We start from the raw sequence: 13811 nt of genomic DNA, 5'->3' as shown, positions 1-13811 counted from the left end.
AGCCGTAGCATGTGTTCGCTCCATCGGCGGGCGCGTCATGTCACCGCTAACGGTTAGCGTTACGCTGGGATGAAATGGGGTACTTTGATAAATGGCATTGTAGAGCCGCCCGGCTTCTTCCAGCGTCGTTACCCGAACATCAATACCTAACTCAGCTTCCTCCGGCACGACATTAAGTGGGCCACCGCCACGTACCATCCCAACATTCACTGTGGTTCCCAGGCCGGGGTCGGCCAGGCTATGTAAGTACTGAATCTGGTGGGACAACTCCTCAATCGCACTCACCCCTTCTTCAGGGTTATTGCCCGCATGAGCTGCTTTACCCGTTATATGCATGTAAAAGCGTCCAGAGCCTTTACGTGCCGTTTTCAAAGCGTTGCCATTAGCCGTGGCAGGTTCAACAACCAGCACCACATCGCTCGCAACCGACTCCTCCTCAATTCGTTGTCGCGAAGTAGGGCTACCTAACTCCTCATCACTGGTACATAGAAAACGAATACGGGCATTGGGAAGCGCATCGAGTTCAACGAGTGCTTTGACAGCCCAAATGGCTTGAACAATACCTGCTTTCATATCCAAAATGCCGGGACCGTAAAACTTGTCCGTCTCACGGCGGATAGCGAGCCGGCCGATATCCCAAACCGTGTCGAAATGCCCCAAAATAAGAATCTGACGATCCCCCTCTCCTAGCGTGAAGCCAAGATGATCGCCCTTTTCAGTTTGTGGGAACGTTTCCGCCTGACATTGGAGCCGGTCTTGAAATAACTGGCGCAACATTTGACCACAGGCGTCCACTGCGGCTTTATCATTGGATGGCGATTCAGCACGTACCAACGCTTCAATATCATCGAGAATAGAACGCTGATGCTCTTGCAGATAAGTGTGAAGGGTATTCATATAGCCTCTCGAGTAAGAATGACAGCCTCTAAACAGCAGCAACTCAGAACAGCGTTGTGCTATTAGGCGCACGGTCAGTATGTGAGGGGCGTAACAAGGAAAGAATAAGAAGCGCGCAGCCGAATCGTTGCGTTCAAAGCAACGGTTAAGAAGCCGGTGAAGGATAGAGAGAATGGTGCAACAACGCATAGACCAGGGAATTACCGAGCATCGACTGGCTTACCTTTACGAGGTTGCCATGCAAGGAGGTGTTAGAGCGGCTGCCGAGTCAGTCGGCGTTAACCCTTCGGCCATTAGCCGGCAAATAGCACTGCTTGAGCGCCATCTGCAAATTCCCTTGCTCGAAAAACAGGGAAGGAACGTCACGGTGACCCAGGCGGGAAAGCTACTGATTGAGCACCATCGGGAAATGCTGTATCGGCGGCGTCAGTTAGCCGAGACACTGCAGGATATGCGCCACTTGCGTCGAGGCAGTGTCAGCCTACGGGTCGGGCAGGGTATGATCAGTGAATTTGTGGAAGGACCTCTCCAACAGTTCAGTGCAGATTACCCTGATGTGTTTGTCGATATTCACTCTGGCAACATGAGTGAAACAATCAATATGATGCTGCGGGGCAAAGTGGACATGGCGATCAGCTTTGGTCCATTAGGCGATCCTCCGGTCATGGTTCGCAGTTTTAACCGCGGCCCCATTTGCGCCATAGTGCCGCCACATCATGCTTTGACAGGCCTTGAAGCCATTACGCTTGAAACCCTGGCCTCCCAGCGATTGATCTTTATGGCAGAACAATTCGGCATCCAACAGTACATCAATGAAATGTTCAGCAGCCAACACCTAGCCCCTCTGCCCGCTTACCAGTGCAATCATTTTTCAACGGCTATTGCGCTCGCAATATCAGGGCTAGGTATTGCCTTCATGACGCGGCAGTCTGCCCGCCCATTGGTGGATCGTGGTGATATCGTTGCGATCCCTGTCGAGCACTCTTTATCGCATACCGCTACCTGCCATCTCATCCGTAGCCAAGGAAGAAGGTTCACTCCTGCCGCTGAACACCTATGGAAAGTACTCGCGAGCTCAATGCAATCACAGTCTGCCGGGAAGCGCTGAGCTTAAATCAGGTAGCGCTTTTGCTCGTTAAATTTGGGGAGTAATTCGCGTCCAGTAATGCCCCCATATGAGGCAGCCAAGGCAACCCGCCACGCTTACCTTAACAGCTAACACCGGGGCTAAAACCGCATGGATGTGCCAGTGCCCGACCAGCATCACTCGTGCGCCCCCACCTTTTCTGGGTGGCTACCCAGCATCAGAAACACCACCACCGACAGCAAGGCGATGAGAATCGCAGCAGCTGTTAGCAAGATCGAATGCGTGGTGGAGAATGCAGCCTTCGCGGCCATGATGAGTGCATCCGCCTGATCTGCAGCCAGCCCTTGTGCCACAACGATGCTGTCGCTCATTGAGCGCGCTGCCTGTGCACCGAGGGCTGGCTCCAAGTGTGGCGGCAGTACAATAGTGCTGGTATAGACGCTCGCCATGAAAACCCCAAATAGGGTGATGCCGAGCCCACTGCCCAATTCGTAGCCGGTGGCTTCCAAAGAGCCTGCAGCCCCTCCTTTACTGGCGTCCACTGCCCCCATAATGGCAATTGAGGAAGCGGTCAGGCCGATGCTTAGGGTGAGCCCCAGCACGGCCAAAGCTGTTGGCACTGTCCAGTCAGGCGCGTGGAAGTCAGCCTGCGCCAAGTAGCCCAACGCTGCAGCCGCTAACGCCATCGACATACTGGCCACCAGCCGTAAGCCAAACCGGTTGGACAGGTAACCTGCAACGGGCCCACCGACTGCAGCGGCCGCCATGATCGGCACCATGAACAAACCGGCCTGCAGCGGCGTCTTGTCCAGCACATATTGCAGCTCTTGCGCCAGCGTCAGTTCGACACCTGCCAGTGCGCCGGAAGCCACTAGCGCCATCACCATGCCAACGACAATGGCCGGATGGCGAAATAGCGATAAGTCCAGCATCGGCTCCGTCGAACGCAACTGGATACGTGCAAACCAGGTTAGCATCGCTAGTCCCAGGAAGAGCACCAACCCTGCACGCCACAGCGGCTGCCCCGCACCCACCCCAGACTTGATGCCGTAGACCACCGCGATGATGCCAACAAGCAGGATCAGGGCCTGACCGAACGCCCATTTGCCTGGCGTCGTCGCCTCGCGGCGCGGCAGCAGCGCATAGGCGACCGGCGCCACCACTAGCATGATCGGCACATTGATCAGGAATACTGAGCCCCACCAATAATGCTCAAGCAAGGCGCCACCAATCAATGGGCCCACTGCCGCACCTGCGGCCCCCACGGTTCCCCATAGGCCAAGCGCCATCGCACGCTCGAGCTCGTCTTCGAAGGTTTTGCGGATGACACCCAGTACGCAGGGCATGATCATCGATCCGCCCATGGCGAGCAGCACTCGGGCACCGATCAACATGGCGGGTGTCGTCGAGAATGCCGCCAGTAGTGACGCCACTCCGAACACCAAGAGCCCGGTCAGCAGCACACGGCGCGTACCAACTCGGTCAGCCAGAGTGCCCATCGGCACCAGCAGGCCCGCCATCAGCAGCGGATAAATATCGATGATCCACAGCACCTCAGTACCCGTGGCACCCAGCGCTGGCGTCAGTACAGGTACCGCGACGTGCAGAATCGTCATGTCGATGACAACGGGCAGAAACGCCAGCATGACGGCAAACAGAACTAGCCAACGTTGTGGGATAGCAGCAAGCATTAGCCATTTAACTCCTGAAGAATGGATATAACTTCCCGTTATGAGGCTCGCCGGCCATTAACGCGCTCCTGAAGCCCCATGACGAAAACGAAGAACACCGGGACGAAGAGAATTACCAGCAGCGTTCCGCTAACCATGCCGCCGAACACCCCCGTGCCTATCGCATGCTGGGTTTTGGCACTGGCGCCAAACGCCACCATCAGCGGCACCACCCCCAATCCGAAAGCGAGTGAAGTCATAAGGATCGGGCGCAGGCGCAGGCTGGCGGCTTCCACTGCGGCCTCCATCAGCCCCTTACCTTGCTCACGCAACTGTTTTGCGAACTCAACGATCAGAATCGCGTTTTTCGCAGACAGTCCGATCACGGTGACCATACCGACTTTGAAGAAAACATCGTTAGGCAGGTCACGCAGCAACATAGCAGCCACCGCACCCAGCAACCCCAGCGGCACAACCAGGATGACCGACAGCGGAATAGACCAGCTCTCATAAAGAGCGGCCAACACCAGAAATACCGCCAGGATGGATAGCGCCACCAGCATGGGTGCCTGAGCAGCGGACTGGCGCTCCTGAAGGGACTGCCCCGTCCAGGCCACTGCGAAGCCGGGCGGAAGTTGCTGCGCCAGACGCTCCATTTCAGCCATGGCGTCACCAGTGGAAGCCCCCTTCGCGGCACTGCCGGAAATACTGGCGGCGGGATAGCCCAGGTAGCGCACCATTTGTAGCGGTGTTTCGTCCCACACCGGAGTCACCACCTCTGACAAAGACACCATGCCACCCCTGCTATTACGCACGTGCAGCTTGAGCACGTCGTCGACCTGCATGCGTGCCGACGCATCCGCTTGCATAATCACCTGCTGCATCCGGCCCTCATTCGGGAAATCGTTGATGTAGGACGACCCCATCGCGGTAGACAGGATTTCGCTAATGTTGGCGAACGACACGCCGAGCGCTTCGGCTTTCTGGCGATCGATGTCAAGACGAATGCTCGCCCCTTCCGGAAGGCCGTCGGAATAGACGTCACTAACTACCTTGCTCTGCGCCGCCAGTTCCAGCAGCGTTGTCTCGGCAGCCTTAAGGGCGGCCGGCCCCTGGTTGCGTCGATCCTGCAAGAACATCGTAAAGCCGGACTTGGTACCCAATTCATCAATGGCCGGCGGCAACATACTCATCACCGTCCCTTCGTTCAATTGACTCATGGCTGCCTGAGCTCCTTCCGCTTCACTCGCCGCCGTGGCACCGTCGCGCTTCCCCCACTCCTTTAGCGTGGTGAACGTCAGCGCTGTATTCGCGCCAGACCCAGAGAACCCGAAGCCCAAAATAGACATATTGCCGTCCACTGCAGGGCGCGCCATGACGTACTCCTCATACGCCTTGACCACATCCAAGGTACGCTCGGTTGTCGCATTGGCAGGTAGCTGGATACTGGTCATGAAATAGCCTTGATCCTCTTCCGGTAGAAAAGCCGAAGGCAACTGGCGGAAGGCGAACACCAGCACGCCTGCGATGACCACAAACACCAGCATGACCCGACCGCTGCGGGCGACCAGTCTCCCCACACGCGATTCGTAACGGGCGGTCATACGTTTAAGCGACCGGTTGAACCAGCCGAAGAAACCGCCTTTGTCGTGGTGCCCCGGTTTAATGGGTTTGAGAAGGGTGGCGCATAGCGCCGGTGTCAGCGTCAACGCCAGAAACGCCGAGAACAGAATCGAGACCACCATCGCCAGCGCGAATTGCTGGTAGATCACACCGACCGAGCCACTCGAGAAGGCCATCGGGATAAACACCACCGTCAATACCAGGGTGATGCCCACCACCGCACCAGTAATTTCCTTCATCGCCTTGATGGTGGCGTCCTTTGGCGACAATCCCTCTTTGGCCATGATGCGCTCAACGTTCTCGACCACCACGATAGCGTCATCGACGATGATGCCAATCGCCAACACCATGCCAAACATCGTCAGCACGTTGATTGAGAAACCTGCCAGCAGCATCACCGTGAAGGTCCCCAACAACGCAATCGGCGCGACCAGTGCGGGAATCAGCGTGTAACGGATGTTCTGTAGAAACAGCAGCATCACCAGGAACACCAATACCATCGCCTCGATAAGGGTATGGATGACCTTCTCGATAGAAACCTTAACGAACGGGGCCGTATTAAAGGGGACCGATGAGCTCATACCCGCGGGTAGCGCCTGGTTTAACTCAGCCAAACGCGCTTGCACACTTTCCGACGTGCGGACAGCATTGGCACCGGGTGCCAGCTGTATGGCTGCCGCCGTCGCTGGCTGGCCATTCTCACGATTGGAGAAGCCGTAGGATTGGGCGCCCAACTCGACTCGCGCCACATCGCCCAACACCACTTTGGAGCCGTCGACATTGGCGCGAAGTACGATAGCGGCGAACTCTTCCGGCGTGCTCAATTGCCCCTGTGCGGTCAACAGCGAGGACACCTTTTGGCCGGGTAAGGCCGGAGACGCGCCGATGCTGCCCGGCACAATCGGTGCGTTCTGCTCCGTGATCGCGGTCGAGAGATCATTCACCGACAAGCCGAAAGCAATCAGCTTCTCCGGCTCTATCCAGATTCGCATTGCTTGCTCAGCACCGAACAGCTGCACACGACCAACACCGTCAATGCGGCGCAGCTCCTCGACGATATTGCGCGCCATATAATCGTTCAGGGCGATCTCATCAAAGCGCCCATCATCGGAATTCAGACCTACGATCATCAGAAAACTGGATGACGCTGACTCTACGCTCAGCCCATCCTGACGAACCGCCTGGGGTAACCGGGGTTCGACTGCCTTGAGTCTATTCTGTACATCCACTTGGGCCAGTTCCGGATTTGTCCCTGGCTTGAAGGTGGCGGTGACAGACGCCGACCCCGAAGAGTCCGCCGACGACTCGAAGTACAGCAGGTTCTTGACGCTGGACAGTTCTCGTTCGATGAGACTGAGCACGGCGTCATTCATGGTCTGCGGTGTGGCACCCGGATATGTCGCGGTAATGGTCACCGAAGGGGGCGCTACCGAGGGGTAGTGAGCGACCGGCAACTTAGGAATCGCGATCACACCCGCCAAGATAATAAACAACGCGACCACCCACGCGAAGACTGGGCGCTGGATGAAGAACTGAGGCATTGCGGAGACTCCTGAAGCTTAATAAGAAGATGCCACTGAAGACTCAAGAGGCGATGACCTATGCCAATCAGTCGCGCTGACTTCGACGCCATCAGAAAGTCGCTCTATACCCTCGACGACAACCTTCTGCCCCTCTGTCACCCCCGTCTTAATCCGATAATTACCGTTCGCCAATTCACCAAGCTCCACTGAGACCATCACCGCCTTGTCGCTGTCACCAATCAACCACACGTAGGGCTTACCGCCGATGCGCACCACGGACTGTTGCGGCACCGTCAACGCGTTGTCATAGCGTGCGTAGGGCACGCGGGCGCGCACAAACATACCGGGCAGCAGGCGTCGATTGGGATTGTCCACGAGTACACGCAGTAAAAGGTCACCCGTGCTGGCATCCACATTGATGCCCGAAAAAAGAATGCGTCCGGTGACATCGTAGGGTGTACCGTTGCTGCCGAGGATGGTGACCGGTAAACCATTATCTAGCGAAGGTTGCGCCGCCATCGCATCTTGAAGCGATTCAAGTGAGGAAGCCGAACGCTGAACATCGACATAAACTTTATCGATCTGCAGAACACGGGCCATGGGCGTGCTATCGCTGCTGCCGACAAGCGCTCCCACCGTTACCAACTCTTGATCAATTCGGCCAGCAATGGGAGACGCCACCGTGGAAAACTCTAAGTCAAGGCGGCGACGTGACAGCGTGGCACGCGCTTGAGCCACCTCAGCAGCGGCCTGCTGACTTTTGGATACGGCGTCGTCATAGGCCTGGCGGCTCACCGACTGCCCCCTGACCAGCGACTCCAACCGAGCGGACTGCGCACGGGCATTCGCAAGCTCGGCTTCGGCTTTCTGCAAAGCGGCTTCTGCCGTTTCCACTTCAGCTCGAAACGGCGCTGGGTTGATTTCGAATAATGGCTGCCCCGCACTCACGTCGGTTCCCTGTTCGAAAAGTCGACGTTGGACAATTCCGCTGACCTGCGGACGAATTTCCGCCACTTGAAAAGGAGCGACCCGGGCCGGTAAGTCTTCGGTCAGCTCCAATCTAACGGGTTCCAAGGTAACGACAGACACTCGGGCAGGAGACGGCGTTACTTCTTGCTCAACTGGCCCGCAGGCGGTTAGCACGGTTAGCAGCAAGGCACAGAGGCCACCATTGCGGTAAATATGTCGGATCGTCATGCATCTTCCCTTCAGGCATCGTTCTTTCAGACCTAGCTCATTGAGAAATAGGTAAACATTTGCCTAGCAATAAAATTGAAGGGGACTATATCGCTGTAGCGTGGTATTAACGTCGACGGTATGTGTAGATATGATGGAGAACACAATTAAGGAAGCTCTGAAAAAGTCACTGCCATCAGTGATAATACGGCTATCGTCAACTGCATAGGATTCAGTGCTGCCATGGATCAAATCACCTTCTCCGAAGCCGAGTACCAGAACAAGAAGAGAAAGACTCGCCGCGAACTCTTTCTGGAGCGGATGGACAAGCTGATCCCCTGGACGCAGCTGGAGAAGAAGGTAGTCCGTTATTACCCCAAGGGCGAGAGCGGGCGGCCTCCGTATCCGTTGTCTGCCATGCTCCGCGTCCATTGCATGCAGTTGTTTTACAACTTGAGCGATCCGGCCATGGAAGACGCCCTCTACGAGATCGAGTCCATGCGCCAATTCGCCGGTTTGAAACTAGACCGATTGCCGGACGAAACCACGATTCTCAAGTTTCGCCATTTTCTGGAACACCACGGCCTTGGCAAGGTGCTGTTCCAGGAAGTGAACAACCACCTAGAGAAAAATGGCCTGATGCTGCGCGAAGGGAGCATTGTCGATGCCACTATCATCTCTGCGCCTAGTTCCACCAAAAACAAAAAAGGCGAGCGCGATCCGGAAATGCACCAGACTAAAAAAGGTAGCTCTTGGCACTTTGGCATGAAAATGCATATAGGTGTCGACGATAAGCTTGGGTTGATTCACAGCATCGAGACCACGGCTGCCAATGTCCATGACATTGTGCCTGCCGATAAGCTCCTTCACGGTGAAGAGCAACGCGTCTTCGGTGATGCCGGTTACCTGGGTATTCAAAAACGCGACGAGCACAAGCACCGCAACGATATCTCTTGGTATATTGCCAAACGGCCTGGCACCCGCAAGAAGCTAGATGCCAGGCGACAGAAAGTCGAAAACATCAAAGCCAGTATCCGTGCCAAGGTGGAGCACCCCTTTCGGTACATCAAACAAGTTTTTGGTTATGGCAAGGCTCGCTATCGTGGACTGGCCAAAAACACTCAGCGCCTGCACTTGCTGGCGGCGTTCAGCAACCTGCTGATCAGTGAGAAATACCTATGGGAATAGGGCGATTGCGCTCCTTTCCCGCTCAATGAGCGGGAAAGGAGCAAAAATACACAAAGAAAGGGAGAAGAGTGTCTAAATTTTCGATTTTTTGTAGGCTCAAGTAAGCGTTGATGAATATCGGCAGTTATTCAGACCTTCCTTAATGTTTCATTAGGCACTTACATGTCCACGACTCAACAGTCGCCAAATTCTTCTTCTGGCCTGCAAGCACTGGTTCTCATCGCCGAAGACGAGCCTGAGATCGCTGATATTCTGCAAGCATATCTGAGACGAGAGGGCCTTCGAACCATCCACGCAGAAGATGGACGCAAGGCATTGGAAATGCACTTGTCGATGAAACCCGATCTCGTCTTACTTGATGTAAAGATGCCTAAAATGGATGGTTGGCAGGTGCTGTCGGAGGTTCGCCATCGTGGTGAGACGCCCGTCATCATGTTGACCGCGATGGATCAGGACATCGATAAACTCATGGGCTTGCGTTTTGGTGCCGACGACTACGTCGTCAAGCCGTTTAACCCTGCTGAGGTCGTCGCACGCACTCAGGCAGTGTTAAGGCGCACCATGGCTGATGCTAGCCATCAACCCCGTGTCCTCCGGGTGCCGCCCTTTGAGATCGACCTGGAACAACACGAAGCCTTTGTTCAGGTGGGAGGAGACTCGCATAGCCTTGCGTTGACGCTCACCGAATTCAGGTTGTTGACGCACCTTGCACGCGCGCCCAAAAAAGTTTGCACCCGCGCAGAGTTATTGGCCGCCTGCCTCCCCGAGGGTGAGGCGCTTGAGCGCACTGTCGACAGCCATATCAGCAAGCTGCGTAAAAAACTGGAAGACGTCGATGTGAGAGGCATACCCGTTGGCATACGCGGCGTTGGGTACCGGCTGTGGGGAACAGAATGAAACTCATTGGATTGAGCCGGACAATCGCGTTAACAATGGCAGCAATGGCGTTTGGGATAACACTGCTAGTCGTGGTGACCTCTTATGTGTTCTATTTCATTACCTTCCATTTTTGGCAGGGGTCGATTAACGAACCCAACATGTTCCCGTCGGGGCTAGAGTGGGCTTGGCTCGTTGGCACTACGTTGGTTGGGCTGGCGTTCGCCGTGATAGTGGGTATTCACTTGGCACGTCGCATTCTGGTGCCGCTAAACTCCGTCACAGAAAGCATGCGTCGCGTCGCGCAAGGCGACCTGGACGCACGCGCCACGACGGGTGATCGCTCTTTAGGCGAGGCCGCCGTTTTGGCAAACGACTTCAATGCCTTGGCAGACCAATTACAGCGAATGTCCAAGGAAATGACGTTCTGGAATGCGGCTATTGCCCATGAGCTGCGTACGCCCGTTACTATTTTACGCGGACGCCTGCAAGGCTTGGCAGAAGGCGTATTCCCCCCCGAAAAACCCCAGTTTCAAAGCCTCCTTACCCAAATCGACGGTATGGCACAACTGATTGAAGACCTTCGCGCCGTAAGCTTGGCCGAAAGCGGCCATCTGAACCTTGAGATCAAACAATGTGATCTTTCTGCTGAAATTGAATCAGTTGTTGAATTTTGTAGACATGCCCTAGATGCATCAAATCATTATCCAACCCTTGATCTGCAATCTGGCGCCGCGTATTGCGATCCTGTCCGTATTCGTCAGGCATTGCTTGCGTTGCTGGAAAACGCTCGCCAGCATGCATCCCCAGGGACACTCATCATCCAAACGCGCCAGGACGACGGCTGGTGTGTTTTGCGTGTTATAGATACCGGCCCAGGTATTCCTCAGGAATATGCTTCTCAGATTTTCACGGCATTCCGGCATGCGCGGGACGCTGACAGTGGTATGCCAGGAGACAAGCGAGGAAGCGGGCTAGGATTGGCGGTAGTCGCGGCGATTGCACGAGCCCATGGTGGCGAGGCTAAATGCTACCCCTCTGATGAGGGTGGCTCTTGTTTCGAGTTGCGCTGGCCTTCTCAATCACATAGGGGGTGATGAAATAGCGCGTTTACCCTCTTGGCGAACTACTAAGAAAAAATCCTTCGTGGTTGCCTGCTCGCGCAATTGGCGCTGCTCCCAGAGATACACGAGCCGAATAGAGTTCATATTCGGCTCATAGGTTAGTCAGAAAGCTAACTGGGATGGAGAAGTATAGGTGGAGGGAAATCAGGGGAGAAGAGTGGATTGTGAAGAATGGATTGAGAGCATGCTGACGTTCTTGCTCGCGGTTACCCGGGAACGCCGAGGGCGCCCCCAGGTTTAGAATCAGCATACGGCTAAGACTCAACTCCAGCTGCCTGTGCCACCGCCAGCGCCGGTAACGGTGGAGACGGCACCCGACTGGAAGTGGCCCAATAGATTACTGTCGCCGTCGAAGAACAGGATGCTCAGATAGACTGGCGTACCCTGAAATTCGAAACTTACCGTATCACGATAGAGCCGTTCGAGATCTTTGGTATAGACATCCCCAAAGAGAGCGCCGCCGCCCGCTGAGGAGATGCCGCCAGCATTGCCATCGAAGGACTTGCCATCGGTGATGTTAACCTGAAACCTAAGATAGAAGATCAGGCTGGCTACGCTGCCGGTAGCAGGATAGGCCTTCTCGGAAGCCATCAAAGCGTCGGCAACGTCATCGATCTGCTCAGGCTCGAGTTTTTCATGCATGGCAACACGAAAGTCGTGGGCGATCAGTTTTTTATCAATGGTTTGAGGAGCATTGTTTTGAGGAACATTGTTTTGAGGAACATTGTTTTGAGGAACATTGCTTTGAGGAACATTGCTTTGAGGAGCATTCATGGTTAGATACCTCATGCGGATGTTGTGAATTCGGCGGCCGGTCATCGACCGCGGCTTACCTGCCCTAAGCATTTCAGCTTAGATACTGCGCAGTCACAGCATCAGCTCGGCATCACCAATATTGCTAACAATAGCCATACAAAGCACAACGGATCACTTCGGTATCAGCTTCTCTTGCGCCCTTGGCAGCAACGAACTCTTGGAAGATCCTGGAGCAAACGACTGCATAAGGAGAATAACGATGGACACTTCAACGCTTCGGGTTGCCATTATCGGCGGCGGCGTCTCTGGCCTGTCACTGGCCTACTACCTTCAGAAGCTCGGTGGCAAAGCAGCCCAGCAGATAGAAATCACCCTATTCGAGCGCAAAGCCACGCTTGGCGGCAACGCCGAAACGGTGTGGGTCGACCTCGGCAATCGGCGGCAACCGGGCAAGCCCGAGTCGCCCTATCGGCGCTGGGCCGACCTGGGGGTCAATGATGTCAACTTGGCCACCTATCATCGCCTGCGCACGGTGCTTAGCGAGATCGGCGAGCTAGAGCGCATGAAGCCGCTAGAGAATACCGAGAGCTACTTCAGCCGTGACGGAGCGATAGCCCTGACCGATGATAGCGACCTGGCCCGCGGTGTCAGCGACCCCGCCCACGAGCTAAATCAGGCCGAAGGGGGCAAGCTAGCGCCGTTGATCACCGTGGTGCATCAAAGCGCCATCGACCTAGTGGAGAGTGGACGCATTACGCCCCGCTATACGGTAGATGACTTCTTCGACAGCTGTGTCGCCACGCCCGTCGAGATGCTGGCAGCCGCAGCGGATCATTTGAAAATCACCATCGACTGGCAGGACCCGGCGCTGCCAGCTCGGCTGGAACGCATCCGCCACACCATCTACTATCCACGCATATCGGCCATGTACTTCGCCGACGATCGCGGCCCGGGCGGTATGCCACTCCAAGCTCCCTTCGAGTATTACCGCATTCAGGAAGGTGGCTCGCCCCCGGACCGCCGCTACTTCGAGCATGGCTCCCAGCACTGGCTTGAGGCCTTGGCCGCTTATATCGCCAACCCCGAGACTCAGGGCCCAAGAGTCAAAATCCTGCGCGGCATCGACGTAGAGGCAAGGCTCTCGCCCCAAGGCGCAACGCTAGCCGAGCGTACCGCTTCAGGTGAACGCCGCTGGCAGGCAGATATTCTAATCATGGCCACCCATGCTGAAGATGCCCTGCCGATACTGACCTTTGGCGACGGCCTGACTGAGATCCAGCAAGGCCTTCAGCATATTCTTGGCAAGGTGCGCTACACCCGCAGCTTCAGCGTCTGTCACACCGCTGCAGCCCGCCTGCCACCCAATCGCAACCTATGGCGTACCGACAATATCGAAGTACGGAACCCTGAAGACACCTTCTTCCCCTACCGTATCGACTATGTAGCCAACCGCCACCAGAACGATGCAGAGAACAGTGATTACAATCAGGCAGGCCTACCGCAGTACTTCGTCTCTCTGGTGGATGATCTCAACAAGATTCCCCACCGCGAGATGCTCGAGCGGCGCCCTTCGCCCCTGAACGACTCCATAGCCACCGATCCAAACGAAGCTGGCTACCGAGACCGCTTGCCGCCACTGGGCAGCGCTCTGGAAGCCAAAGCCTGGACCCTGTTCAAGCACAATGTACTGGATGCCAACTGCCTGGAAGCTCAAGCGGAAATCGAGCGCTATAACCGAACCACCGCCCAAGGACGCTACGAGGGAAACCAGAACGTATGCCCGCTGCTGTTCGCTGGCGGTTGGGCGCGCGGCGCGGGCCTTCAGGAGCAGTGCCTGGAACAGTCAGAGCATCTCATCGCCCTGCTGCTGGGGGATACCGGATCAACGTAA

Annotated in this window: 10 protein-coding genes; 5 read left to right on the top strand and 5 right to left on the bottom strand. The window is 55.8% G+C overall.

Features of this window, described 5'->3' with window-relative positions; all coding sequences use genetic code 11:
• On the bottom strand, nucleotides 1–897 hold an 897-nt coding region (locus HALA3H3_RS02890), incomplete at its 3' end, for a M20/M25/M40 family metallo-hydrolase (RefSeq protein ID WP_053856877.1).
• Between the two features lie 172 nt (nucleotides 898–1069).
• Between HALA3H3_RS02890 and HALA3H3_RS02885 the strand changes: the two genes are divergently transcribed.
• Nucleotides 1070–2005 (top strand): LysR family transcriptional regulator, encoded by a 936-nt coding sequence (locus tag HALA3H3_RS02885; protein WP_022519781.1) that lies wholly within the window; start codon nucleotides 1070–1072, stop codon nucleotides 2003–2005.
• 155 nt (nucleotides 2006–2160) lie between these two features.
• Here HALA3H3_RS02885 and HALA3H3_RS02880 read toward each other — a convergent pair whose 3' ends face one another.
• The 3 genes from HALA3H3_RS02880 to HALA3H3_RS02870 are packed head-to-tail and all read right to left on the bottom strand — an operon-like array spanning nucleotide 2161 to nucleotide 7997.
• Nucleotides 2161–3675, bottom strand: coding sequence for an MFS transporter (locus tag HALA3H3_RS02880; protein ID WP_022519780.1), 1515 nt, complete (start codon nucleotides 3673–3675; stop codon nucleotides 2161–2163).
• Nucleotides 3676–3713: 38 nt separating this feature from the next.
• Complete coding sequence (locus HALA3H3_RS02875) at nucleotides 3714–6818, bottom strand: multidrug efflux RND transporter permease subunit (protein ID WP_022519779.1); 3105 nt, start codon at nucleotides 6816–6818, stop codon at nucleotides 3714–3716.
• Nucleotides 6819–6836: 18 nt separating this feature from the next.
• Nucleotides 6837–7997, bottom strand: coding sequence for an efflux RND transporter periplasmic adaptor subunit (locus HALA3H3_RS02870; RefSeq protein WP_022519778.1), 1161 nt, complete (start codon nucleotides 7995–7997; stop codon nucleotides 6837–6839).
• Nucleotides 7998–8219: 222 nt separating this feature from the next.
• On the opposite strand from HALA3H3_RS02870, the gene HALA3H3_RS02865 reads away from it, so the two are divergent.
• The 3 genes from HALA3H3_RS02865 to HALA3H3_RS02855 all read left to right on the top strand — a co-directional run bounded on the left by HALA3H3_RS02865 (nucleotide 8220) and on the right by HALA3H3_RS02855 (nucleotide 11137).
• A complete protein-coding gene (locus HALA3H3_RS02865; protein WP_022519777.1) occupies nucleotides 8220–9164 on the top strand; it encodes an IS5 family transposase in 945 nt (314 codons plus the stop codon).
• A 162-nt stretch (nucleotides 9165–9326) separates the two neighbouring features.
• Complete coding sequence (locus tag HALA3H3_RS02860; RefSeq protein ID WP_022519776.1) at nucleotides 9327–10061, top strand: response regulator; 735 nt, start codon at nucleotides 9327–9329, stop codon at nucleotides 10059–10061.
• Entirely contained in the window at nucleotides 10058–11137 is a 1080-nt protein-coding gene (locus HALA3H3_RS02855; RefSeq protein WP_022519775.1) for an ATP-binding protein, read from the top strand. Before HALA3H3_RS02860 ends, HALA3H3_RS02855 begins: the two co-directional genes overlap by 4 nt.
• A gap of 288 nt (nucleotides 11138–11425) precedes the next feature.
• On the opposite strand, the gene HALA3H3_RS02850 is transcribed toward HALA3H3_RS02855, so the two are convergent.
• Nucleotides 11426–11938: a VapA/VapB family virulence-associated protein gene (locus HALA3H3_RS02850; protein ID WP_022519774.1), complete on the bottom strand. Its 513-nt coding sequence runs from the start codon at nucleotides 11936–11938 to the stop codon at nucleotides 11426–11428.
• A gap of 241 nt (nucleotides 11939–12179) precedes the next feature.
• Here HALA3H3_RS02850 and HALA3H3_RS02845 point away from each other — a divergent pair, with 241 nt between their 5' ends.
• Nucleotides 12180–13811: an FAD-dependent oxidoreductase gene (locus HALA3H3_RS02845; RefSeq protein ID WP_022519773.1), complete on the top strand. Its 1632-nt coding sequence runs from the start codon at nucleotides 12180–12182 to the stop codon at nucleotides 13809–13811.

Origin of the sequence: Halomonas sp. A3H3 (genome assembly GCF_000982975.1) — a bacterium.
Taxonomy (GTDB): domain Bacteria; phylum Pseudomonadota; class Gammaproteobacteria; order Pseudomonadales; family Halomonadaceae; genus Vreelandella; species Vreelandella titanicae.
The sequence above is the reverse complement of the archived record's forward strand: the minus strand, read 5'-3'. Positions and strand labels throughout refer to the sequence as shown.

Excerpts from the sequence above, each read along its gene's own strand:
- HALA3H3_RS02865 (WP_022519777.1), top strand. The coding sequence starts at position 8,220 with ATGGATCAAATCACCTTCTCCGAAGCCGAGTACCAGAACAAGAAGAGA.
- HALA3H3_RS02850 (WP_022519774.1), bottom strand. The coding sequence starts at position 11,938 with ATGAATGCTCCTCAAAGCAATGTTCCTCAAAGCAATGTTCCTCAAAAC.
- HALA3H3_RS02880 (WP_022519780.1), bottom strand. The coding sequence starts at position 3,675 with ATGCTTGCTGCTATCCCACAACGTTGGCTAGTTCTGTTTGCCGTCATG.
- HALA3H3_RS02845 (WP_022519773.1), top strand. The coding sequence starts at position 12,180 with ATGGACACTTCAACGCTTCGGGTTGCCATTATCGGCGGCGGCGTCTCT.
- HALA3H3_RS02870 (WP_022519778.1), bottom strand. The coding sequence starts at position 7,997 with ATGACGATCCGACATATTTACCGCAATGGTGGCCTCTGTGCCTTGCTG.
- HALA3H3_RS02855 (WP_022519775.1), top strand. The coding sequence starts at position 10,058 with ATGAAACTCATTGGATTGAGCCGGACAATCGCGTTAACAATGGCAGCA.
- HALA3H3_RS02875 (WP_022519779.1), bottom strand. The coding sequence starts at position 6,818 with ATGCCTCAGTTCTTCATCCAGCGCCCAGTCTTCGCGTGGGTGGTCGCG.
- HALA3H3_RS02860 (WP_022519776.1), top strand. The coding sequence starts at position 9,327 with ATGTCCACGACTCAACAGTCGCCAAATTCTTCTTCTGGCCTGCAAGCA.
- HALA3H3_RS02885 (WP_022519781.1), top strand. The coding sequence starts at position 1,070 with ATGGTGCAACAACGCATAGACCAGGGAATTACCGAGCATCGACTGGCT.